The organism is Chryseobacterium sp. 2987, assembly GCF_031456375.1.
Classification (GTDB): domain Bacteria; phylum Bacteroidota; class Bacteroidia; order Flavobacteriales; family Weeksellaceae; genus Chryseobacterium; species Chryseobacterium vaccae.
In genome coordinates this window covers 268,226-290,262 of sequence record NZ_JAVDUN010000005.1, presented here as the reverse complement: position 1 = coordinate 290,262, position 22,037 = coordinate 268,226, and the positions used below count along the sequence as shown (strand labels likewise).

General features: G+C 37.1%; 23 protein-coding genes. 8 read left to right on the top strand and 15 right to left on the bottom strand.

Annotated features, from left to right (window positions below; genetic code table 11):
• Positions 1 to 54: 54 nt before the first annotated feature.
• The 5 genes from J2Y40_RS16765 to J2Y40_RS16745 all read right to left on the bottom strand — a co-directional run bounded on the left by J2Y40_RS16765 (position 55) and on the right by J2Y40_RS16745 (position 3,560).
• A complete protein-coding gene (locus J2Y40_RS16765; protein ID WP_153392167.1) occupies positions 55 to 438 on the bottom strand; it encodes a hypothetical protein in 384 nt (127 codons plus the stop codon).
• Positions 439 to 450: 12 nt separating this feature from the next.
• A complete protein-coding gene (locus J2Y40_RS16760) occupies positions 451 to 753 on the bottom strand; it encodes a hypothetical protein (protein WP_153392165.1) in 303 nt (100 codons plus the stop codon).
• Positions 754 to 929: 176 nt separating this feature from the next.
• The gene (locus J2Y40_RS16755) at positions 930 to 1,544 is read right to left on the bottom strand and encodes a Crp/Fnr family transcriptional regulator (RefSeq protein ID WP_231128619.1); all 615 of its coding nucleotides are present in this window, start codon (positions 1,542 to 1,544) and stop codon (positions 930 to 932) included.
• Positions 1,545 to 1,600: 56 nt separating this feature from the next.
• Positions 1,601 to 2,197 (bottom strand): Crp/Fnr family transcriptional regulator, encoded by a 597-nt coding sequence (locus J2Y40_RS16750; protein WP_153392163.1) that lies wholly within the window; start codon positions 2,195 to 2,197, stop codon positions 1,601 to 1,603.
• 481 nt (positions 2,198 to 2,678) lie between these two features.
• A complete protein-coding gene (locus J2Y40_RS16745) occupies positions 2,679 to 3,560 on the bottom strand; it encodes a DMT family transporter (protein ID WP_153392160.1) in 882 nt (293 codons plus the stop codon).
• Between the two features lie 95 nt (positions 3,561 to 3,655).
• Between J2Y40_RS16745 and J2Y40_RS16740 the strand changes: the two genes are divergently transcribed.
• Positions 3,656 to 5,068, top strand: coding sequence for a PLP-dependent aminotransferase family protein (locus J2Y40_RS16740; protein WP_153392158.1), 1,413 nt, complete (start codon positions 3,656 to 3,658; stop codon positions 5,066 to 5,068).
• Here J2Y40_RS16740 and J2Y40_RS16735 read toward each other — a convergent pair whose 3' ends face one another.
• Genes J2Y40_RS16735 through J2Y40_RS16720 form a run of 4 tightly spaced genes read right to left on the bottom strand, consistent with a single transcriptional unit; the run spans position 5,069 to position 7,027 of the window.
• Positions 5,069 to 5,662, bottom strand: a complete 594-nt coding sequence (locus tag J2Y40_RS16735; protein ID WP_153392156.1) for a Crp/Fnr family transcriptional regulator — start codon at positions 5,660 to 5,662, stop codon at positions 5,069 to 5,071. It lies immediately after the preceding gene.
• Positions 5,662 to 6,039 carry a bacillithiol system redox-active protein YtxJ gene (gene ytxJ, locus J2Y40_RS16730; RefSeq protein ID WP_153392154.1) on the bottom strand — a complete coding sequence of 126 codons (378 nt, stop codon included), beginning with the start codon at positions 6,037 to 6,039 and terminating at the stop codon, positions 5,662 to 5,664. Before ytxJ ends, J2Y40_RS16735 begins: the two co-directional genes overlap by 1 nt.
• Positions 6,036 to 6,497 (bottom strand): DUF1569 domain-containing protein, encoded by a 462-nt coding sequence (locus J2Y40_RS16725; protein ID WP_231128618.1) that lies wholly within the window; start codon positions 6,495 to 6,497, stop codon positions 6,036 to 6,038. The genes ytxJ and J2Y40_RS16725 overlap by 4 nt, the downstream gene beginning before the upstream one ends.
• Positions 6,491 to 7,027, bottom strand: coding sequence for a YfiT family bacillithiol transferase (locus J2Y40_RS16720; RefSeq protein ID WP_153392152.1), 537 nt, complete (start codon positions 7,025 to 7,027; stop codon positions 6,491 to 6,493). Before J2Y40_RS16720 ends, J2Y40_RS16725 begins: the two co-directional genes overlap by 7 nt.
• A gap of 97 nt (positions 7,028 to 7,124) precedes the next feature.
• Here J2Y40_RS16720 and pncA point away from each other — a divergent pair, with 97 nt between their 5' ends.
• Positions 7,125 to 7,730, top strand: coding sequence for a bifunctional nicotinamidase/pyrazinamidase (pncA, locus tag J2Y40_RS16715; protein ID WP_153392150.1), 606 nt, complete (start codon positions 7,125 to 7,127; stop codon positions 7,728 to 7,730).
• 109 nt (positions 7,731 to 7,839) lie between these two features.
• Here the strand turns inward: pncA and J2Y40_RS16710 are convergent, their stop codons facing one another.
• Positions 7,840 to 9,021 carry a pseudouridine synthase gene (locus J2Y40_RS16710; RefSeq protein WP_231128617.1) on the bottom strand — a complete coding sequence of 394 codons (1,182 nt, stop codon included), beginning with the start codon at positions 9,019 to 9,021 and terminating at the stop codon, positions 7,840 to 7,842.
• Positions 9,022 to 9,122: 101 nt separating this feature from the next.
• Between J2Y40_RS16710 and aroB the strand changes: the two genes are divergently transcribed.
• The 5 genes from aroB to J2Y40_RS16685 all read left to right on the top strand — a co-directional run bounded on the left by aroB (position 9,123) and on the right by J2Y40_RS16685 (position 15,223).
• Positions 9,123 to 10,169, top strand: a complete 1,047-nt coding sequence (aroB, locus tag J2Y40_RS16705; RefSeq protein ID WP_153392148.1) for a 3-dehydroquinate synthase — start codon at positions 9,123 to 9,125, stop codon at positions 10,167 to 10,169.
• Between the two features lie 281 nt (positions 10,170 to 10,450).
• Positions 10,451 to 11,074: a porin family protein gene (locus J2Y40_RS16700; RefSeq protein ID WP_153392146.1), complete on the top strand. Its 624-nt coding sequence runs from the start codon at positions 10,451 to 10,453 to the stop codon at positions 11,072 to 11,074.
• 369 nt (positions 11,075 to 11,443) lie between these two features.
• Positions 11,444 to 12,127 (top strand): porin family protein, encoded by a 684-nt coding sequence (locus J2Y40_RS16695; protein WP_153392145.1) that lies wholly within the window; start codon positions 11,444 to 11,446, stop codon positions 12,125 to 12,127.
• Positions 12,128 to 12,455: 328 nt separating this feature from the next.
• The gene (locus J2Y40_RS16690) at positions 12,456 to 14,165 is read left to right on the top strand and encodes a DUF262 domain-containing HNH endonuclease family protein (protein WP_310000209.1); all 1,710 of its coding nucleotides are present in this window, start codon (positions 12,456 to 12,458) and stop codon (positions 14,163 to 14,165) included.
• Positions 14,166 to 14,521: 356 nt separating this feature from the next.
• Positions 14,522 to 15,223, top strand: a complete 702-nt coding sequence (locus J2Y40_RS16685) for a porin family protein (protein ID WP_153392141.1) — start codon at positions 14,522 to 14,524, stop codon at positions 15,221 to 15,223.
• A gap of 84 nt (positions 15,224 to 15,307) precedes the next feature.
• Here the strand turns inward: J2Y40_RS16685 and purF are convergent, their stop codons facing one another.
• The 5 genes from purF to J2Y40_RS16660 form a co-directional block, all read right to left on the bottom strand.
• On the bottom strand, positions 15,308 to 16,807 hold the full coding sequence (purF, locus tag J2Y40_RS16680; RefSeq protein WP_153392139.1) for an amidophosphoribosyltransferase: 1,500 nt from the start codon (positions 16,805 to 16,807) through the stop codon (positions 15,308 to 15,310).
• Between the two features lie 78 nt (positions 16,808 to 16,885).
• Positions 16,886 to 17,605 carry a phosphoribosylaminoimidazolesuccinocarboxamide synthase gene (gene purC, locus J2Y40_RS16675; RefSeq protein WP_153392138.1) on the bottom strand — a complete coding sequence of 240 codons (720 nt, stop codon included), beginning with the start codon at positions 17,603 to 17,605 and terminating at the stop codon, positions 16,886 to 16,888.
• Positions 17,606 to 17,639: 34 nt separating this feature from the next.
• Positions 17,640 to 17,846 (bottom strand): DUF3307 domain-containing protein, encoded by a 207-nt coding sequence (locus J2Y40_RS16670; protein ID WP_310000206.1) that lies wholly within the window; start codon positions 17,844 to 17,846, stop codon positions 17,640 to 17,642.
• A 2-nt stretch (positions 17,847 to 17,848) separates the two neighbouring features.
• Positions 17,849 to 18,454 carry a SatD family protein gene (locus tag J2Y40_RS16665; RefSeq protein ID WP_153392136.1) on the bottom strand — a complete coding sequence of 202 codons (606 nt, stop codon included), beginning with the start codon at positions 18,452 to 18,454 and terminating at the stop codon, positions 17,849 to 17,851.
• Between the two features lie 266 nt (positions 18,455 to 18,720).
• On the bottom strand, positions 18,721 to 20,586 hold the full coding sequence (locus J2Y40_RS16660) for an endonuclease (RefSeq protein ID WP_310000203.1): 1,866 nt from the start codon (positions 20,584 to 20,586) through the stop codon (positions 18,721 to 18,723).
• Between the two features lie 191 nt (positions 20,587 to 20,777).
• On the opposite strand from J2Y40_RS16660, the gene J2Y40_RS16655 reads away from it, so the two are divergent.
• Positions 20,778 to 21,917, top strand: coding sequence for an acyl-CoA dehydrogenase family protein (locus J2Y40_RS16655; protein ID WP_153392132.1), 1,140 nt, complete (start codon positions 20,778 to 20,780; stop codon positions 21,915 to 21,917).
• The last annotated feature ends 120 nt before the right edge of the window (positions 21,918 to 22,037 follow it).

Sequence of the window (22,037 nt, the reverse complement as noted above, 5' to 3'; positions counted from 1 at the left end):
TGTCTTTCTGTTTTGTGTAGATACGGGTCTATTGGCAGAACTGATAAAGTATATTTATTCTGTGCTGTTCCTGTCTTTACTCAACGTATTTAACAGTCTGTTGAGGTATTCTTCTTCCTTTAACACTTTATAATATGCCGTTTTTGCATACAATGTGAAAGAGGGATTTTCAATCTTTATTTCAGTTTGTTCAGTAACATTTAACGTACTTTCACTGTGATATTCCCGGATATGCAGAAGATATTCTTCAATATAAGTATTGATCACTTTTTTAAGGATCTCACACTGCGCATTATTCTTTATCTTTTCCAATGATTTAATGAGAAAAGCTGTTACTCCGTATGAATTAATAACGCTAGGGAATAAAGACTCATTCTCTATCATATTGTTTTTGTCATTCAATCCGGAAAGTCTTAAAGTATCATTTTCAAATATCATATCCGCAGGTTATCAGTTATCGGTTACTTGTAAATATTTTTCAAAATAATGCAGGTCTTCCTTGTCTTTGATAGAAAGATAAAACATCACCTGCTCCGGTTCTTTCAGTCCGATGCTGCTGAAGCAGTCAAAATGGGCAATAAGCGCCTGAATATTCTCTATCTGAATATCTTTCAGAATAATAAATAATAAAAAAATATTCTCTTTGATCTCCTTAGCATAGACAGCTGCTCCTTCTTCAAACCATTCTCCTTTATTAGGAACTTTTTTGAAGTCTTTATGTTTTAGGTTTTTTACAATCTTCTGACAGTCCATATATTTGAGTATTCGTGGTTTAAATCTGATTCATTTTCACAGACAGGCGGTCTTTGGACCTTCATTCCCGTCCTTTTATAACTCACATCCTGAAAATGGTGTTTGCAATAAAAATTGAAAACCTTCTAGATCAAATATAGGATTAAATAATTCACATTTTTATGACCTGGATCATATCAATATACTATTTTTCTGTTTTCCAGCGTGACCTTTCCCTCTTTTTCCATTTTTTTCAAAGCTCGGATCACGGTTTCCACACGCAATCCTACCAGATTGGCAATTTCCTGCCTTGTCAGTTCTACATGAAAGCACGAGCCGCAGCTATCATCATGATAACTTTTAAGATAGTCCAGAAGGCCGGTGAGTCTTGAAATAGGATTCAGTGAAGCCAAATTCTGAAGCATTATTGCTTTGAAGTATAATCTTTGAGACAGACAAGCATTCATTTCCATGGAAAGATGAGGGTGTATCTGAATCAGCTTTAAAAACTGGTCTTTAGGAACTCTTATAACTTCCGAGGGAACCAAGGAAACAGCATTCATCGGATAAAACTTATCTAAGAAAAGCATGGAATCCCCAAAACTCTGTCCTCCTCCTAAAATATTCTGAATAAATTCCTTTCCTTCATCATCATAATTGTTGAGTTTAATCTTCCCCTCTGCTATCTGAAAAAAATAAAGTGCATGATGACCTTCCCTGTAGATGAGCTCTCCTTTTTTATACCTTTTCATTTCTCCTCCTGATGCCAGCAAAAGCTTTTCATCAATATTCATGCAGCTTATAGTCTTCATTATATTTTATTTTTAATATTTCCGTTAAAATAGCAATTTATATTGATTCAATTCTTTTAATACAAAATTTTGCGGTCTTTAATCCTGACAATCTTATTTCTTTCCATATGTTTGATAGTCCTGATTGCAGTTTCCACACAAAGCCCTGTAAGATTAGCCATCTGCTGTCTTGTAAATGGAATCATAAAAGAATACGGGCTTTCATCTTCATGGAAGCTTTTTAAATAATCCATCAGCCCTTTCAATCGTATTGTGGGATTCTGGGATGAAAGATTCTGCATCATAATGAATTTATAATAAAGCCTCTGTGAAAGAAACCTGCTGATGTCCATATATAATTTTGGAGACTGATCCAGCAAACTCAGAAATGCAGATTTAGGAAGCCTCAAAACTACACATTCAGTAAGTGCTTCTGCATTCATAGGATATGGTTTGTCAATAAAAAGAATAGATTCTCCGCAGCTTTGTCCGTCTGATAGGATATTCTGTATAAATTCCTTTCCTTCTTCATTATAGTTGTTGAGTTTTACCTGTCCTTGAATGATCTGGTAATAATAATTGGGGCTGTCTCCTTCACAAAACAGAAGTTCTGAAGGTTTATACTGTCTGATCTCTGCTCCCGCTGAATGCAAAATATTTTCATCAATAACCATAAATAACTATGTTTAGTGGTTTCACCTGTTTCGTTAAATCTCTTAGTAAAAATGCATTGGGAAGTTACTGGATTATGAATGCAAAAATCAAACCTTAACAATTACACAAAACGTTAAAATAAGTTAAAAAAACATCTTTAATATTCAATATTTATAGTTTATTGATTATAATTTACATTAAAATAACAATTAATTTTACGACAAACAAAATTCAGCCCAACAGAAAATCTGTGAGCTGAATTACATCAATGAATTGATTTAGAAACCCCGCTTCGCCAGGCAAAACGGGATCTGTAATTCTATGAATGGATGAATTTAATTTCTGATAATTATTATTGGAACTGATGTGTCAAATTCAGGAAGCTAATTTTAAAAATAACTGAGCAGGTAAGTTTCATAATCATAAATTTTGTGGGCTTTCAAATATATACCACGACAAACCGTATCTTTTATGATTACAATCATAATCTTTTATTATTAACTATTTCGCAAACTTTTTAGTCCCTGCAACACAAAGAATAACCCCTATTGTTATCCCCAACATTCCCATACTTACCGGTTCGTGAAGAAAATAAGCCGCCAGGGCCAATCCAAAGAATGGCTGCAATAGCTGAAGCTGACCTACTGTGGTAATTCCACCCTGAGCAAGCCCTTTGTACCAGAAGATAAACCCAATAAACATACTGAACAGGGAAATATAAGCAAGCCCGAACCATCCGCGGAAGCTGATCGTTTCTATGTGATCAGGGAAATAAATAAAAAATAACGGAATCATCACAGGAAGCGCAAGTACCAATGCCCATGATATTACCTGCCATCCGCCTAATGTTTTCGAAAGTTTGGCCCCTTCTGCATACCCCAGACCACATAAAATAACCGCTACAAGCATCAGAATATCACCGACAGGCGATGCAGAAATTCCCTGCGAAAATGCATATCCTACTACTAATAGGCTTCCTATCACGGAAAACAACCAGAATACAGGATGAGGCCTTTCCCCTCCACGGAGAACTCCAAATATGGCAGTAGCCATGGGAAGCATTCCAAGAAATACAATGGAATGTGCCGAACTGACATACTGAAGAGCTAAAGCAGAAAGTAAAGGGAAACCGATTACACAACCTAGCGAGACCAGCAATAATGGAAAAATTTGTTTTTTATCCGGACGCTTTTCTTTATAGATCAATAACACAGAGAGAGCGAGAATCCCGGCAATACCTGCACGGGCTATGGTTGCAAATATAGGACTCATTTCCATTACGGCCAGCTTAGTAGCCGGCATTGATCCGCTGAATAGTAAAACGCCTATAAAGCCGTTAATCCAGCCGTTGATGTGTTCATTTTTTGATATTGTGTTGCTCATGATTGTAACTCTATTTTAATGATTCAAAATTAGAAAGGTAAAACAGATAAACACAGTATCAGTTTTGTATATTTGCATGAGCACAGTTAGAAAAAATGAGTAAAGAATTTTTATACACAGAAATTGCAGACAGAATAGCTGCGCAAATCAGAAACGGAGTATTGAAGGCCGGAGACAAACTGCCGTCTGTACGAATGTTATGCCATGAACATCAGGTAAGCATGAACACGGCTAAACGTGTCTTTCTGGAACTGGAATCACAGTCGTTAGTAGAATCAAAGCCGCAATCTGGGTACTTTGTAAGCAAACTAATGTCAATAAAGCTTCCTCTCCCGGAAGTAAGCCGTCCGTCTCTAATTGCTAATAATGATGAACCTGATGAGCTCATCAGCAAAGTTTATGAAAATATGGGCAAGAAAGGGATTACTTTTTTTTCCATAGGAATTCCTTCGGGAGACCTTTTACCACAGGCCAAGCTAAAAAAAGAAATCATTAATGCTACCCGCGAATTAAAAGACGGCGGAACTGAATATGAAGAGCTTCAGGGAAATTTAAAACTGCGCAGAATGATTGCCATCCGATCGCTTCAATGGGGAGGGAATCTTAATGAAAATGACCTGGTTACCACCAACGGAGGGATGAATGCATTGTCATTCTGCCTGATGGCTCTGGGAAAACCCGGCGATACGATTGCGATTGAAAGCCCTTGCTATCCTGGTATTCTTCAATTGGCTAACGGTCTCGGTTTAAAAGTCCTTGAACTTCCTACCCATCCTACAACCGGAATAGAAATTGAAGCCCTGAAAAAAGTAATTCCACAAATCAATCTGTGCCTGCTGATTCCTAATTTTAATTCTCCGCTGGGCAGCTGTATGCCGGACGAAAATAAGAAAGAGATTGTTAAACTCCTGTCAGAAAACGGAATACCACTCATTGAAGACGATGTATACGGCGACCTGTATTTTGGTGCCAGCCGCCCGAAATGCTGTAAATCTTTCGATAAAGATGGAAATGTGCTTTATTGCAGCTCAATTTCAAAAACACTGGCTCCGGGCTACCGTGTAGGATGGATTGCTCCCGGCAGGTATAAAGACAAAATTTTAAAGCTTAAGCTTCTTCATTCCACTTCATCTATATCTATCGTGAATGAGGCTGTGGCTAATTTTCTTAAGTCCGGAAGGTATGAAAAACATCTTCAACAGATGCGGAAGGCCCTTCAGAATAATTACCAGAACTACGCTCAGACCATTGCAGAATCTTTCCCGGAAGGAACAAAAACAAGCCGTCCGCAGGGAGGACTTTCTCTGTGGGTAGAATTTGATAAAAAAATCCGTACTACCGAGTTGTATGATTTAGCCATCAAGCAGAACATAAGTATTGCTCCCGGAAGAATGTTTACCCTTCAGGATCAGTTTCAGAATTGCATGCGTTTGTGTATCGGGCTTCCCTGGTCGGATGAAACCCGCTTACAATTACAGCAGGTAGGCAGTCTTGCCAAAAAGATCTGATTATTTATCCGGAACGAAGTTTTTCCTTGCCAGCTCTTTTCTTACCCGGCTCAGGCTCTCAGGCGTGATTCCCAGATAAGAAGCGATCATCCATTGCGGAACTCTCAAAAGAAGATCAGGATACATTTTAATGAATTTCATATACCTTTCTTCGGCAGTCTCGCCTAAGAGGGAATTGATCCTGTTCTGAAGACTTCTGATATGTTTCTGAAGCAGAAAATCACTTCGCTCAATACTGTTTGGAAACTGTTCTACCAGTTTATTAAAGAAGTCAGGGTGCAAAAACAGAACTTCCGCATCCTCAACGGCTTCTATGTAATAAATGGATTTTTCGTTGAAGTAGAGACTGCTTCGGTCAGAAATCAGCCAGCTTTCAGGGGCAAACTGTATAATGTGTTCTTTTCCGTTCTTATCAATGGAATACATTTTTAAAAGCCCTTTTTCAACAAAGAATATATGACGGCAGATCTCACCATACTGTAAAAGAAACTGATTTTTGGGAATTTTCTTTACTTCATAGTGCAGGCTGCACGTGTTCACTTTTTCAATGGGAACATTTAATACTTTAGCTAGATAATTATTAATATTCTTCATTATGCGATCTGACTTATAGAGATGTCTTCATGTGAAGCTGTATTGACTACTTTTCCGTTTTCTATTACGATCAGCTGCGGGCTTTCATGCCTGATTCCGAAATCCTCAGATATTTTGTTGGAGATGGGCCTATACAGCAGCAAATCTAAGTAATATAAATCCAGATCACGATCTAAATTGTCTATATCTCTTTCAAAATTTTTCAATACTGTCTTACTTATAAAGCAGCGTGTTGAATGCTTGAAGATGGCAACTCTATGATGATAGGAATTCTCTATGGCTTTAGCAAGATCTTCTTCAGATTCTATTTTTGTCCAGAAGGATTTACGTTCAGGGTCGTTTTCTTTTCCTCCGAATATTTTATCAAAAAAACTCATACATTAAATTGTTTAAGGTGGTGATTCAGATGCTTATATTCTAAAAATCCCCAGTCTTTTTCAGTCATTTTACCGAATAGCCTGTGCCGGTCTGGAAGTTCCTTATTTATAGATACTTTCCGAAAATCCTTTAGTGTATTCAGCAGATTGGTTTTGGATTCATCAAAATCACATTCAAAATTAACGATTAGTTTTTGAAAAGTCGGCATATTTTGGGGAATTCCATTGTTAAAAACCCACATTTCCCATTTCGTTATGACTCCTATGGCTTCAAAGAACGGATTAATGGCAGGAAGTTCAATTTTTCTTAAAGGTACCTGAAGAACAAGATCGCAGTGTTTCAGCATCTGACATACATCCATCTTCCCCCATTTTGCAATGGAGTTTCTTGTAAGACAGGAAATTCTTTCGATGATTTCCTCAAAATGAACAGGATTATGAAGACTCTTCTTTACCAACCTTTTTCTTTCTTCAGATTTTCAATATGAGCGTAATGATGGTTGCAATGCCATACATAAAAAGCAAGATAATGTCTGAGATTATAATCTTTGTTCTGTTCCGGGTGATGAAAAGTTCTTTCGAATTGTTTATTGGTAAGGGTATTCAGCAAAACGGTCCATCGCTGGTGTGTTCCTTTGATCATTCTCATTGCAGGCCTTACCGGCATATGCACACTGTCCTGAAGCTCTGCCCATTTGGCTTCATCATAAGGTTTGATGACAGGATTTTCTTCCGTAAGAGCCAGTTTGAAACGGATAAAGCTGTTAATATGGCTGTCGGCAATATGATTAACCAGCTGTCTAACCGTCCATCCTCCCTCTCTGTAAGGTGTATCCAGCTGACCCTCTGTAAAGTTTTCAATTAAATCTTTTAATTTCCCGGGAAAGCTTTTAATGACCCTGATATGCTCATCCAGCCTGGTATCACAGATGTTCTCCGGCTGCTGAAACGGACCGATGGGAAATTTCTTTTGTTCTAAACTGCTCATTCTATTAATGTTAAAAATTTATATTGCCGATTTGTCCGATAATTCCGTTTTGGACAGTTTTTTGAGTAAATTTATCAAAAATTCGAGAAATCTAAATATGAAAAAAGCGTTAATAATCGTAGATGTACAGAATGATTTCTGTGAAGGGGGTTCACTTGCGGTTCCGGGAGCTAATGAGATCATTCCTTATATTAATCTTTTAATGGAGGAAAATGAATATGACCAGATTGTTCTTACCCAGGACTGGCATCCTGCCAATCACAAAAGTTTTGCCAGCAACAACGGAAGAAAGGTAGGTGAAAGTATTATTCTGAACTCCATTCCACAGTTTATGTGGCCTGATCACTGTGTTCAGGGAACTTTTGGAGCAGAATTCCACAAAGATCTGAACAGAGATAAAGTAACCCACATTATCCAGAAAGGAAAAAATATGGAAATAGACAGCTACAGCGGCTTTCAGGATAATAACCATTTTATGAAGACCGGTCTTGATGATTTCCTTAAATACCACGATATTCAATTGGTGGAAATTGTAGGTTTAGCCATGGACTACTGTGTAAAATACACTTGTCTTGATGCTGTAACTGCCGGATATGTTACCTGCCTGCACTTCAACGGAACCAGAGCCGTTAATGTAAAACCTGATAATGGTAAAGATGCTATTTATGAAATGATCCAGAAGGGAGTTACGGTATTGGGGTAAATAATTAGTAATTAGTAATGAATAATATTCAGGGTTGTTATTAAAAATAAGAAAGACCGTAGAAAAATCTGCGGTCTTTTTATTTGACATACCTTATATTATATAGCTCTTAAAGCATTTTAAGGTTGTTCACTTCCTGTTCTGTAAGGATTCTCCAGTGTCCTCTTTTGATATTTTTCTTCGTCATTCCGGCAAACATCACTCTGTCTAAAGCTTCTACTTCGTATCCTAATCTTTGGAAAATTCTTCTGATCACTCTGTTCCATCCGATATGGATCTCAATTCCTATTTCATTTTTCGGTTTTCCTTCAATGAATGAAATCTGATCTACTACGGCTACCCCTTCATCAAGACGAATCCCTTCTACAATCAGCTTCATGTCTTCATGTGTTAGTTTCTTATCCAATGTTACGTGATAGATTTTCTTGGCATCAAAAGATGGGTGCGTCAGCTTTTTCGTCATGTGTCCGTCATTGGTTAAAAGAATAACTCCCGTTGTGGAACGGTCAAGTCTTCCTACCGGAAACAAACGGTATGGCGATGCATTGGCAACAAGATCCATTACGGTTTTTCTTGCTTTATCATCTTTTGTTGTTGAAATATAACCTTTAGGTTTGTTTAGAAGTACATATACCGGTTTTTCAGGGGTAATACTCTGTCCGTCGAAAACCACTTTATCTGTTTTCTGAACCTGATATCCCATTTCCGTTACTACGGTTCCGTTTACCTCTACAAGCCCCTGCGTAATCAATTCGTCCGCTTCTCTTCTGCTGCAGATCCCTGAGTTGGCAATATACTTATTAAGACGGATGGTATCTTTATGTACGTCCTTTTCAATTTTGTTTAACCTTCTTTTCTGTACAAAAGATTTTGCTCTGTCATCATTTCTTTCCTCTCCGTTAGAAGGTCTTCTGCCATATTTCAGGCTGCCTCTTTCATACTTGTCTCTTGTATCAAAATTCTTTCCGCCTCTTTTAGGAGCCGATTTTCCGAAAGATCTTTTCTCACGGTTTTCGCTTGAATTAGTGATATAAGGCTTACGTTCAGATTTCGAACCGTGATCTTCGTCTCTGCCGTCAGAACCACTTTCACTTCTGAAAGGGCTTTTATTGAATTTGGAATTAGTACCTTTATGCTCAAAGTTTCTTTCACCTGCTTTCGGGAAAGGCTTTTTAAAAGGTTTTGATCCTGAAGAATTTCCAGATCTGGAAGCACGAGAATCATCAGAATTTTTTCTATTTGAAATTCTTGGTCTCTTTGGTCTTTCTGAATTATTGTTATCTCTGCTCATTCTAAAAATTTCTGCAAAGATAGTAATTTAGTTACGAGTTAAAAATTAAGAATCATAACTTTGCAATATAGTTTTAATTTAATTTTATAGAAAAGCAACTCATGATAACAATATTAGATGATAATTTTTCCCAGCTCAACGATTTCCTTCACGAAAAAACGTTCAGTAAGATTTTTATTCTTGTAGATGAAAATACACATGAATACTGTCTTCCGGTATTGTTAGGCAATATGGAAACCGATCTTGGATTTGAAATCCTGGAAATTGAGGCTGGTGAGGAAATGAAAAACATTCAGACGGCCAACCAGCTTTGGGAAATCCTGACAGAAATGCAGGCAGACCGAAAAGCTCTGGTTATTAATCTTGGCGGCGGGGTAATTACCGATATGGGCGGGTTTGTTGCTTCTACTTATAAAAGAGGAATTCAGTTTATTAATATTCCTACAACCCTTTTATCCATGTGTGATGCTTCCATTGGCGGGAAAACAGGTATAGACCTGATGCATTATAAAAATATGGTAGGAACATTTGCATTTCCGGACCAGATCTTTGTTTATCCTAAATTTTTAGAAACTCTTCCATTTAAAGAACTGAGAAGCGGATTCGCTGAAATGCTGAAGCATGGATTAATTGCAGATAAATTGCATTGGGAGCAGCTGATCCAGATTCATAAATTGGATATAGAAGCAGTCGTTCCGCATATCCAGACTTCTATGGACATCAAACAGGATGTAGTAGAAAAAGATTTTCATGAGAAAAATATCAGAAAAACGCTGAATTTCGGCCATACAATCGGTCATGCCGTTGAAAGTCTGTGCCTGAACCAGGGAAATCCTATCCTTCACGGGGAAGCTGTAGCGATGGGAATGATCTCTGAAGCTCATCTCTCCTACCTTGAAGGTCTTATCCCTGAAGAGGACTCACAAACCATTATTGAGAATATTCAGCGTTATTATCCTTATATGGACATCAGTGACTTCACCGATGAAGATATTACAACACTTTTACTTAATGATAAGAAGAATACGGATAGTAAAATTAACTTCTCCCTTCTTTCCGGAATCGGATCATGTACCTACGACCACCAGTGCAGCCAACAAAATATTCTAAAATCGTTACATTTTTATAGAAATCTGAATAATGCTTAACTATTTTTAGGAATAGAATTGTTCTTTTTTATTCATTTTATTGCAGAATAATAATTTAGACCTCTTCTAAACAACCGTTTAATTAAATTAATAACACACTTATAATCAACAATTTAAATTTAAAACTACTTACAATGTAAGCAGTTTTTTTACTGACTTTCATCATGAAAAATATTTTTGGCAAGCAATTTGAAAGATACTCTGCGTCAAACGGAGTAGTAAACGGTTGACAGTAGTAAAATTTAAAATTAGAAATAGTAAAATACTAAAAAATTAAAGTTATGAAAAAGTTAATTTTAGGATTAGCAGTAACTGCAGGATCATTAGCATTCGCTCAAACCACTTCATCTTCTAACCCAATTACATTTGGTGTAAAAGGAGGTATGAACGTTTCTTCACTTTCAAAGACTGAAGGTTTAGATGACCAAAAATCTAAAATCGGATTCAATGCAGGTGCATTCGCTAATATCCCAATCGCGAGCTCATTCAGCATCCAGCCTGAGGTATTATACTCGCAATATGGTGAGAAGTCTGATTATAGAGTAGGTAATACAAAGTTCTCTAACTCTACTAAATTAGACTATATTACAGTACCGGTAATGTTCCAGTATAACGCACTTCCAAACCTTTATTTAGAGGCAGGTCCGGAATTCGGATTTATGGTAAGCGCTAAAAACAAATTCAAAAACGAGTCTACAGGACAGTCTTCCACAACAGATAACTATAAAGATAACTTAAGTACATTCAACTTAGGTATCGGTATTGGTGCTGGATACTATTTTACACAAAACTTAGGACTTACAGCAAGATATATCGCCGGGGTAACTGACGTTGTAAAAAACAACTCTGGAGACGCTATTAGAAACAATGTATTCCAGGTAGGTTTAGCTTATAAATTCAAATAATAGGCTTAACATTCATTCAAGTAACAAATTTTTATATTCAATAGAAAGGCCGGGCTGTTTTCAGTCCGGCTCTTTTTTATTCAACAATTGATCAGCTTTGTTTAGCACAATATTAAAAAAGTTGATTGTTCTTTTTACCTGTTTCTCCTTTTGGCAAGAAGTTTGCCTATAAAAGATCATCTGTGAAATTTAACTTATTTCTGAGTTTCACAGATGTATTTTCATTTTTAACAAATTTTGATTTCAATAGAAAAGGTCAGGTTTATGTATTTAAATCTGACCTTTTCATTTTTATATGACTTTTATCATTTTCTTTGTTTTGGTAAGACATTTGCTGCAAAATGGTGAACAAGTATTAAATTAAAAATCATGAAAAAACTATTTTTAGGACTAGCTCTTGCGGGAAGCCTTTTCACGTATGCTCAAGAAAAAGGAAAATCAACCTCTCCTGTTACTTTTGGTGTTAAAGCCGGACTTAGCGCAGCTACTTTAAGTAAATCTGACAACTATGACAATGACCAGAAGCTAAAGGCAGGAGTCTATGCAGGGGTATTCGCCAATATTCCTATTGCTGAAAAATTCAGTATCCAGCCTGAACTTCTTTTCAGTCAGCTAGGTTCAAAAACAGAAGACAGCTACACGTATTATTCAGACAATTATAGATTTAAGCAGGAATATGATTATAAATTAAATTTAAATTATATCACAATGCCTGTAATGGTACAGTATAATATCCTTCCTCAGCTTTATGTAGAAGCAGGTCCGGAATTCGGATTGTTATTAGGCGGAAAATCAAAAGGAGACAGAACATTGACCGAAACAATGGGTAATACAACCACAACAAAAACAGAAAAGTTCTCCGATAAAATCCCTACAGAGCTTTATAATAAGTTCAATTTCGGAATTGGAGTTGGTGCTGGATACTATTTCACTGAGAATTTTGGAGTTACTGCCAGATTTACAGCAGGAGTTACTGATATATTTAAAGAAAACTCAGGAGATGCTATCAGAAACAATGCATTCCAGGTGGGTGTAGCTTATAAATTCAAATAAGAACATATATTTTCAAAAAAATGCCGGGCTTCTCTCAGAAGTCCGGCTTTTTTTGCTTTACAACATATAGCAAATTAACCTGCGTTCGGGTTAAGGAGTTTAAATGTAAAGGCTGGAAGTTACTTTTAGTGATACCTATTGAAAGCTATCAGAAAATCAAATTGAATAAAAAAATCAATATTTACTGTTAATGACTTTCATAACTTCCATCATCCAGCTTAAAACCTGCATCCATCAAATATTCCGAACTGAGTAAAATAATCATTCATTACGGGAATCCGTAAGGCAGCCGACCTTAAGCGTCTTAGATTTGAATATAAAATCAACTATGGACGCAGGAAAAAGAACCATCAACGACATTTTTAACGGAAACAGGATTCTGGAAGTTCCTTTTTTTCAAAGAGCTTATGTTTGGGGAGAAGAACAATGGGAAAGACTTTTAGAAGACATGGAAAACATAAGTTTTGCCAATAAGCCTTATTTTTTAGGTTCTGTCATTTTAAAGCAGCAACCCACGGCAACCGGCAGCAGAGTTGGAGATAAAAGAACTCTTATTGACGGGCAGCAGCGACTGACTACCCTATCCATATTTTTCAAAGTACTTTCGTTAAATACGGGTGATGATTATGAGTATAACAGGATGTTTAAACTGAGAGATTTAATTGCCATTCAGCACAATCATAACGATATTGATGCTTACGAACAAGTAATGAACTTAATGGAATTGAAAGATCTGACCGGCACTGATAATATCACCAAAGCCTATCTCTATTTTAAGCAGAATATGAATGCGGACAAATTAGATATCAACAATATTCTCTCAAAAATTTTATTTGTGGGTATTGACCTCGACGAAAATGAAGATGAACAGCAGATTTTTGACACCATCAATTCACTAGGCGTTAAACTGACGACTGCTGAACTTCTGAAAAATCATTTCTTTAACAGAGATGAAATCTCAGCTTATCATACCTACTGGAAAAATATTTTTGAAAAGGATGATGAAGCCAAAAACTATTGGGATAAAGAAATTACAACCGGAAGATCAAAAAGAACATTCATTGACCTGTTCTTCTTTTCATATCTTCAGATTAAAATTCAGGATAAAACACTTAATGTAAAAACAGAAGACAAAATAGAATTTTCAAAAGTTGAACATTTGTTTGAATCCTATAAAAGCTTTATCAAAAATTATCTGAACAATGACAAGAAAACTATACTTGCTGAAATAAAAGACTATGCACTGATCTTTCAGGAAAACTTTGATTTCGATATTATAGAGAATGAACTTACTAACCAATCCGGAATAGAAAGAATCAATGCTATTATTTTTGGATTAGATACTTCTACCCTGATCCCTTATGTACTTTACATTCTTAAAAATGTTACAAATGATAGGGACCGTAATGAATTATTTGATTTCCTTGAAACCTACATTATGCGGCGAATGGCTGTTCATGCTACCACAAAGAATTATAATCAGCTTTTTACAGACAGACTGATTAGCCATGAAATTCTATCTAAAAAACAGTTCCTTGAATTTTTGGAAGGCCAGGCCGATAAAGTTAACTTCCTTCCATCCGATAAAGAACTTAAAGACGGTTTCGGAAATTCCTATCTGATCAATAAACAATCCGCAGGAATTTTATATTTTATTGAATCTAAAATACGTAATAGAAGTTTACAGTCTACACAGCTTCTGGGGATCAGCAAATACAGCCTGGAGCATCTCATGCCTAAAAAATGGGAGAATCATTGGGGAAAACTGACCAGTCAGGAAGATAAAATGAAGCGTAACAGAAAGCTTCTGACTTTAGGGAATTTAACCATCATTACACAAAATCTAAACTCAGTAATCCGGGATGCCAACTGGAATATTAAAAGAAAAGGAAAAGGAGATAAACAAGGATTAAATACTTATTCAGCCGGGCTTGAAACAATCAGCCAATACTTAACTCTTGATCAATGGAATGAACAGACTATTGAAGACAGAGCACAGTTTCTGTATGAAAAAGCAAAGAAAATATGGTCAATCTGATTAAAAACAATGATGTATTTCAGAGTTGGCACCTATATAAATTCAATTAAAATCCTGTTTTAGGAATCAATGCCGGAACTTTTATAAAAGTTCCGGCATTTTTATTTACGGAATTCCGCCATTAAAATAAACCAACCGAATCCTTTTGAAAGCAGAAAATTCTTTAAAAAATTCAGGTTACGGCCATCAATATTTTACAAAAACGAAAGAAAAAGCTACAAAAAACAATAACCAAAACCATCGCCAAAGGCCTACGGATAAGGGTTTTCGAAGTTTGGCAAGCATTTTGCAAAATACATGAAGTCTGATTGAAAAATTGGATAAGAAGTAAAATAGTAAAATTAAAAAATAAAATTATGAAGAAGTTATTTCTAGGGCTGGCAGCCGCTGCTGGCACTCTGACTTTTGCGCAGGAAACAAAAACTGTAACTCAGGAACCCATCAAAAAGGAAACACAACCCATCAGATTCGGGATCAAGGCAGGAGGAAACTCAGCTCAGTTTAGCCAGCAAAGCTTTGGTTTGAACAGCCAGAAACTAGGTTTTCATGCAGGAGCATTTGTTAACATTCCCATTTCAAAGCAATTTAGCTTCCAGCCAGAGGTTTTATACAACCAAATGGGTGCGAGAGATGTAGCTTACTCCACAGAACAGACAGTAGGAGCAACTACGATAAAAACCAAAGGACAGGATAAAGTAACAATGAACTATATTTCCGTTCCGTTAATGGTTCAGATGAGACCTATGGAAAAGTTCTATGTGGAAGCCGGACCGGAATTCAGTTATTTCATCAACGGAAAGAATAAAGGAGAAGCTACTGTAGCCAGTACTACAGGAGGAATCACAACCACTCAGACGCAGTCTCATTCTGAAGACCTTAATAAGGATAACATCAACAGATTCAACTTCGGTTTAGGCTTAGGTTTAGGGTATGATATTACTTCCAACATCGGAATTAATGCGAGATATGTAAACAGTCTTACCAAGATTGATAAAAGTGTACCTGCCGCTGAAAACAACAACAGAGTTTTCCAGTTAGGGGTAAACTACAAATTCTAATCAAAGAAAACCAATTTTTTAACTCCAATAGCAAAGGCCTGATTTAATGTATTAAATCAGGCCTTTCATTGTATTTAAAGTAAATTAATTAAATAATTCTACCTCCTCTCCTTTTCCTACCGGATATTCTTCTGTAAAGCATCCGAAGCAGTGATTGGAAGATCCTAAGATCTCTTTCAGATTATCTGTGCTTAAAAACTCTAAAGAATCTACTCCAAGATAGTCTCTAAGCTGTTCTGTAGTCATGTTAGCTGAAATCAGATCATCTTTGGATGGGGTATCAATTCCAAGATAGCAAGGTGCAATAATGGGCGGAGAAACACTTCTGAAGTGAATTTCTTTTACCCCTGCATCTTTCAGAATTTTCACCAGTCTTTTGGAAGTTGTTCCTCTTACAATAGAATCATCAATAATGACTACTCTTTTATCCTTGATTTCAGAGATAATCGGGTTTAGCTTAAGATTGACAACCCTTTCTCTCATCTCCTGTGTAGGAACGATGAAACTTCTTCCAATATATCTGTTTTTAATCAGTACGGGACGGAATGGTATTCCTGAAGCTTTTGAGAAACCAATTGCTGCCGGAACTCCTGAATCAGGAACTCCTATCACCACATCAGCTTCTACCGGAGCCTGTTCCCAGATTTTCTCACCGGATTTTTCTCTGATCTCATATACGTTGATGTTTTCTAGAGAAGAGTCAGGTCTTGCAAAATAAATATACTCAAATGAGCAGATTCTCTGTTTTCCTCTCTTTTCATCTACCATATAAGAGTGCAGTTTTCCAGGCTCATTTTCATTGGTGTAAATGATTTCTCCGGGAAGGATGTCTCTTACATACTGAGCACCTACGGCATCCAAAGCTACTGATTCAGAAGCTACCACATAAGACTTCTCGTCAATAGCCCCCAGAACCAAAGGTCTGATTCCGTTAAAATCTCTGAAGGCAAAGAATTTATTTCTCGTCATTCCTACTACAGAATACGCTCCCTCAATTTTTTCCATTGTAGCTTTAATGGCTCCGCGAAGACCTAAATCAAGGTTCTTCTGGATCAGTCTCAGAATAACTTCAGAATCTGATGTAGCTCTGAAAACCACTCCTTCAGCTTCCAATTCTTTTTTCAGCTCTTTTGCATTGGTAAGGTTTCCGTTATGGGCAATGGAAAGGATAATCTGGTCGTACTCGTTTTTCGCAAAGAACGGCTGGAAATTATATTTCTTTTTATCCCCTGCTGTTGTATATCTCGTATGCCCAATCGCAGAATTCCCCATAAAGGCTTCCGGCTCCTGGATTTCTTTATAAACATCCAAAACCAGTCCTTCATCTTTCATATTGGTGATCTTTCCATTTTTCAGAACGGAAATACCACAGGCTTCCTGCCCTCTGTGCTGAAGGGCAAAAAGACCGAACTGAGACAAAGAAAACGTATCCAGATCATTGTCGGAATACAGTCCGAAAATACCGCACTCCTCATTGGGAGCATCCAGTCTTTCCTCCTCCTGCGTTCTGAAAAGATTGCGTCCGTAGGTCTGGTCTTTAAACTGTTTTAAATATTCACTTTTATGAATGTCTAAACTTTTCATTTCTATTTTTTCTAATTTAGAAGTTAACCGTTAGATATTGATAATCAGAATAAGTTAACTTCAATGATCATTTTTAAACTACTTTCCAAGTAGGTTTTTCAGTCTGTTATAGATCTCTACATACGCTTCTGTAACTTCTCCAAGATCTCTTCTGAATCTGTCTTTATCCAGTTTCTTCATCGTATCTTTATCCCAAAGTCTGCACGTATCCGGAGAAATTTCGTCTGCAAGGATGATCTCACCATCAGAAGTCTTTCCTAACTCAATTTTGAAATCTACCAGGATGATGTTCATTTTATCGAAAAGATCGATCAGGATTTCGTTGATATCTGAAGTCAGTTCATACATTTCATCAAGTTCTTCATAAGTAGCTGCTCCTAAGAAAACAGCATGGTGATCGTTGATAAGCGGATCTCCCAATTCGTCTTTTTTATAGCAGATATCGAAGATGGTTACCGGAGATTTAATTCCTTCTTCAACCCCTAATCTCTGAGCCATGCTTCCTGCAGAATAGTTTCTTACTACCATTTCCAAAGGAATGATGGATACTTTTCTTACCAGCTGCTCTCTTTCGTTTAATTGTTTAATGAAATGAGTTTTAATCCCTTTTTCATTTAAGTATTCAAAGATCAAAGTGGTGATGGCGTTGTTCATTTCACCTTTAAGGTCCACCTGTCCTTTCTTTTGAGCGTTAAATGCGGTAGCATCGTCCTTGAAACGTACTACTACTTCCTCAGGATTATCGGTTGCAAATACCTGTTTTGCTTTACCTTCGTACAACATTTCTTTCTTTTCCATTTCTAAAAATTCTTATTAGTTAGATTTATTTAAATTATTTTATTAAAATTCCTGTTAAAGCCGCCATTCCTGAACTCAATGATAGACCAATCGCATACGCTCTGCTTCGCCTGGAATCAGAACACACAGATACAAGCCGGAACTTTTTCAGCTTACGGTGCTCTCTATCAGCAACCCATGAATTTGGCTGAAGAATAAAATCTCCGAGTAGATGTGCCAATATGAGTTGAGTAAAGATCATGCTTACAGTTCCGAGATTTTCTTTCTAAAATATTGATTGGTTTCTACGATCAGTTCGTAGTTGGCGCGTTTCAGCCTCTGACTTACCGAGGACTGTGATATAGCAAACTTTTTAGCAAGGTCTTCCTGTGTGATATCCTGGTTCATAATCATTTCGTGAATGATTTCTGCCGTTGCTACGGTCCAGTTATCAAAATCTTTGGTAGACCATTTCAGAAGGATATTAAGATCCCGGTCTACAGATTCGTTGGAGGTTTTTATGGCCACAGTATGCCCGTCGCTTTTCAAATCTTTCAGAAGTCTGCCGGAATGTACGTACGCTGTACCATTAGATTCGGTGATCTTTTCAGATGAAAAACTTTCCTCTCCAATGCCTATGGCAAGTCTTATATCCAGATTTTCCTGGCTTTTTATCAGTGATTTAATGGCTAGAAAATGCCAGAATGCATCATCAATGCTACACTTGAATTGAAATTCGTCTCCTCTGTAGATTTCCCATACAAGCGGTGAGCTCCCCCAAGTTTCCAGAAGATTTTTGAGTCTGGTTAACCAGGCTTCCGTGTCTGCATGCTGTGAATTTATAATATCTCCGGTAATAACCGCTATCATAATGCAAATATAAGCATAATTACTTATAAATAAAAAATATAAGCAGAAACACTTATAGATATTAATTATTAGTGAATCTGCTTATATCGATTATGCAGGGAAAATAAGGTTTAAAGAAGATTAGTAAAACTTTTTTACCACTCTTATGATAAGGAGCTGTTTCCTGCTATCCGCTCATACTCCTCACGCCATCAGCTTTCCAGATTCATGCTGCGGGGTAACCGCTGCTATCAGGGCTATGGAACTGTCCTTCTAACCTTACTTTGTTATTTTTTAATAAACTGGTAAGCTTTATCATCCAGTTTCAGGAAGTAAGAACCGGCAGAAAGATTCTGAACGGAAATATTCTTTTTACTTCTGAACGGTTCTTTCTCTGTATAAATTACCTTACCGGAAAGATCAATAATCTGGGCTGTTTTTACTTTTTCTGTTTCTCCGGCTACAAATAAATTTTCAGAAACCGGATTCGGATAGATTTTAAATTCTTTGGTATCAGTCATTAAATCTGTAACAGATAAGGTTCCTCCAAGATTCTGGCAATAATTCATAGGATGAGTATCCCATTCATTAATATTGAATGTAGTCACCGGCTGGTCTACCGTAATCTTTCTGTATAAAGATCTATCCTGCAACGTTGATGAATTGTCCTGTCCTACCACTCCAATGGCATCAACACTGGATGACTTATATCTTAATTCCACATAGTTTCTACCATTAAATGTCATCTGCGGAGCTGCTGTTACAAACCGGGCCTGATTAATAGTATAGCAGGAAAAATTAGCTGCTGGATTTAAAACCACAAATGTTTCATTATTCTGAACAGTACCTTCCAATTCATAAGGAGCAGGGAAATAATAGTTTGCCCCGCTTGGCAGCTGGATAGAAATTCTGTAGTTATTTAAATTAACAGGATGGCCTGTTTTGTTGGTTATCTCAAGAGCTTTATTATTACCTGTCCCCTCCAGGTATTTGGAAATATACAAATCTTTTGCATACACATCTGTAGCCAGTGTTGTTACCGGCAGTGTATTACTGTCAGCAGACGACAGATACCCGTTATCATATGCTTTTACTGTAAAATTGTAGGTTGTGGAGGGAGTCAGGTGGTCAATGCTTACCGTAGTGCCTTTTGTTGTGGCAACCAATGTTCCGTTCTGGTAAACCTTATACCCGATTACATCTGCATCTGCGCTGGGAGACCAGCTCAATGTAGTAAAATAAGCACTGGTCTGAACCGCCGTAAGATTAGACGGAGTCTGAGGTGCCACAGTATCAGGATTCTGCCCCCATATGGCTGTTACCAGGGAAGGATTATCTATAAAAGGATTCCTATTATTCTGAATGGCATACACTGCATTATTACGGTCTCTCTCCCTGTCTGAAACAGGATCGGCAGCATGCCATTGCAGCAGCATCGCAATATAAGCAGGCTCAAAAGCCCTTTCTTCCGTTCCGTCCAGCGGATTGGTGTCCGAAGCAGGATTAGTACTGTTATTAAAATTGAATGTTCCTAATTTTCCCTCATATCTTACAGCGAAATAAAGCAGACTTCTTGCAATATCTCCCCTGAATTCAGGAATAGGTTCATATACCCTGCCGGTATAAACCCAGTTAGGGATGGCACTATTACCTATTTTTGACGAATTAGTGAAAGTATAATGGATGGTAGAGTTAATAACTCCATAAGGATAATTACTTCTCAGCTGATTAATTTTGGCATCCGTAGGAATAACATAAAATAAATCCGAATACATTGGATAATTACTATAAAATGTACTCTGAGGCATCATATGCTCTCTGTTCCATCCTTCACCTTCACCTCCGGAGCTCCCGATCATCTGGGCGCTTGTATATTCATATGCATCCGGCCCTGACGGTATTTCAGAATAAATATCCAGCAGTAATGTCGTATTGGAAGCATTGTGATCATAATATTTATCAAGATCCGTCTGGTTATAGTAATTCTGAAGATCACCATAATGCCAGTTAATATTCTTCGCTGCAATAATATCATGCAGCTTAGACTTCAGAGCATAGCCTGTAAGTCCGGCTGTTCCGTCGTAGTATCCTGCCGGCGCCTGGGCGGATAGAAGTGACGAAATTAAAATAACAGGAAATAGAAGTTTTTTCATACCTTAAAAATTGGGAGGCTAAAGTAGTAAATTAAAACACTTAAAGTTCTGAAAATTTTATTAAAAAAACATTAATTCGTAAAATATAAAAAATTGAAAACTACTATTTTGCAAATAAACTGCTATGGAAGAAATAATTTTTTTTAGCATTCGTTCAATTTATTTATCTTTGGGAACTAACTATTATCTATATGAATACAGAGACTATTGACAACATCAAAATGATAGCTGAAACAGCAAGAGAATTCGCTGAGAAAAATATCAGACCGAATATTATGGAGTGGGACGAGAGCCAGACATTTCCAAAAGATCTTTTTCACCAGTTAGGAGAAATGGGTTTTATGGGAATTGTAGTTCCTGAGCAGTACGGAGGCTCCGGCTTGGGCTATCATGAATATGTTGCTATCCTGGATGAAATCTCTCAGGTAGACCCTTCTATTGGTCTTTCTGTAGCTGCACACAACTCACTTTGCACCAACCATATTTATGAGTTCGGAAATGAAGAGCAAAGAAACAAATGGCTTCCTCAGCTGGCTTCCGGAAAGGTAATTGGCGCCTGGGGACTTACAGAACACAATACAGGTTCAGATTCCGGAGGGATGTCAACCACAGCGGTGAAAGACGGTGATGAATGGATCATTAACGGGGCTAAGAACTTCATCACCCATGCTATTTCCGGTGATATTGCCGTAGTGATGACCAGAACTGGTGAAAAAGGAGCAAAAAATAACTCTACAGCTTTTGTATTAGAAAAAGGAATGCCGGGGTTTACTTCCGGAAAAAAGGAGAATAAATTAGGAATGCGTGCTTCTGAAACGGCAGAACTTATCTTCGACAATGTACGTGTACCAGATTCACACCGTCTTGGAGAAGTAGGTGAAGGATTCAAACAAGCCATGAAAATTCTTGATGGCGGAAGAATTTCTATCGCAGCTTTAAGTTTAGGAACTGCAAGAGGAGCTTACAAAGCGGCTTTAAAATATGCTAAAGAAAGACACCAGTTCGGAAAATCAATCTCTGAATTCCAGGCGGTTAACTTTATGCTTGCTGATATGGCAACAGAAATTGACGCAGCAGAACTTCTTATTCAAAGAGCTTCAACGCTTAAAAATGCAAAGCAAAAAATGACGAAGGAAGGTGCAATGGCTAAATTATATGCTTCTGAGGCGTGTGTAAGAATTTCCAACAATGCTGTTCAGATCTTCGGAGGTTATGGATATACTAAGGACTTCCCTGCTGAGAAATTCTACAGAGACTCTAAACTTTGCACCATTGGTGAAGGTACTTCAGAAATCCAGAGATTAGTGATCGGAAGAGATATTACCAAATAATTAGAAATATTTCATCAATAAATCAATAGCATACGTATTTTGCGTATGCTATTTTCTTTTTTCGGGATAATACGTCTTTCATTACATTTAATGTATCGCATAGTATTTTAAATGAATTAT

Excerpts from the sequence above, each read along its gene's own strand:
- J2Y40_RS16690 (WP_310000209.1), top strand. The coding sequence starts at position 12,456 with ATGGACGCAGGAAAAAGAACCATCAACGACATTTTTAACGGAAACAGG.
- J2Y40_RS16665 (WP_153392136.1), bottom strand. The coding sequence starts at position 18,454 with ATGATAGCGGTTATTACCGGAGATATTATAAATTCACAGCATGCAGAC.
- aroB (WP_153392148.1), top strand. The coding sequence starts at position 9,123 with ATGATAACAATATTAGATGATAATTTTTCCCAGCTCAACGATTTCCTT.
- J2Y40_RS16660 (WP_310000203.1), bottom strand. The coding sequence starts at position 20,586 with ATGAAAAAACTTCTATTTCCTGTTATTTTAATTTCGTCACTTCTATCC.
- J2Y40_RS16685 (WP_153392141.1), top strand. The coding sequence starts at position 14,522 with ATGAAGAAGTTATTTCTAGGGCTGGCAGCCGCTGCTGGCACTCTGACT.
- J2Y40_RS16655 (WP_153392132.1), top strand. The coding sequence starts at position 20,778 with ATGAATACAGAGACTATTGACAACATCAAAATGATAGCTGAAACAGCA.
- J2Y40_RS16755 (WP_231128619.1), bottom strand. The coding sequence starts at position 1,544 with ATGAAGACTATAAGCTGCATGAATATTGATGAAAAGCTTTTGCTGGCA.
- J2Y40_RS16720 (WP_153392152.1), bottom strand. The coding sequence starts at position 7,027 with ATGAGCAGTTTAGAACAAAAGAAATTTCCCATCGGTCCGTTTCAGCAG.
- J2Y40_RS16710 (WP_231128617.1), bottom strand. The coding sequence starts at position 9,021 with ATGAGCAGAGATAACAATAATTCAGAAAGACCAAAGAGACCAAGAATT.
- J2Y40_RS16700 (WP_153392146.1), top strand. The coding sequence starts at position 10,451 with ATGAAAAAGTTAATTTTAGGATTAGCAGTAACTGCAGGATCATTAGCA.
- J2Y40_RS16750 (WP_153392163.1), bottom strand. The coding sequence starts at position 2,197 with ATGGTTATTGATGAAAATATTTTGCATTCAGCGGGAGCAGAGATCAGA.
- pncA (WP_153392150.1), top strand. The coding sequence starts at position 7,125 with ATGAAAAAAGCGTTAATAATCGTAGATGTACAGAATGATTTCTGTGAA.
- J2Y40_RS16670 (WP_310000206.1), bottom strand. The coding sequence starts at position 17,846 with ATGATCTTTACTCAACTCATATTGGCACATCTACTCGGAGATTTTATT.
- J2Y40_RS16740 (WP_153392158.1), top strand. The coding sequence starts at position 3,656 with ATGAGTAAAGAATTTTTATACACAGAAATTGCAGACAGAATAGCTGCG.
- J2Y40_RS16735 (WP_153392156.1), bottom strand. The coding sequence starts at position 5,662 with ATGAAGAATATTAATAATTATCTAGCTAAAGTATTAAATGTTCCCATT.
- ytxJ (WP_153392154.1), bottom strand. The coding sequence starts at position 6,039 with ATGAGTTTTTTTGATAAAATATTCGGAGGAAAAGAAAACGACCCTGAA.
- J2Y40_RS16765 (WP_153392167.1), bottom strand. The coding sequence starts at position 438 with ATGATATTTGAAAATGATACTTTAAGACTTTCCGGATTGAATGACAAA.
- purF (WP_153392139.1), bottom strand. The coding sequence starts at position 16,807 with ATGAAAAGTTTAGACATTCATAAAAGTGAATATTTAAAACAGTTTAAA.
- J2Y40_RS16760 (WP_153392165.1), bottom strand. The coding sequence starts at position 753 with ATGGACTGTCAGAAGATTGTAAAAAACCTAAAACATAAAGACTTCAAA.
- J2Y40_RS16695 (WP_153392145.1), top strand. The coding sequence starts at position 11,444 with ATGAAAAAACTATTTTTAGGACTAGCTCTTGCGGGAAGCCTTTTCACG.
- J2Y40_RS16745 (WP_153392160.1), bottom strand. The coding sequence starts at position 3,560 with ATGAGCAACACAATATCAAAAAATGAACACATCAACGGCTGGATTAAC.
- purC (WP_153392138.1), bottom strand. The coding sequence starts at position 17,605 with ATGGAAAAGAAAGAAATGTTGTACGAAGGTAAAGCAAAACAGGTATTT.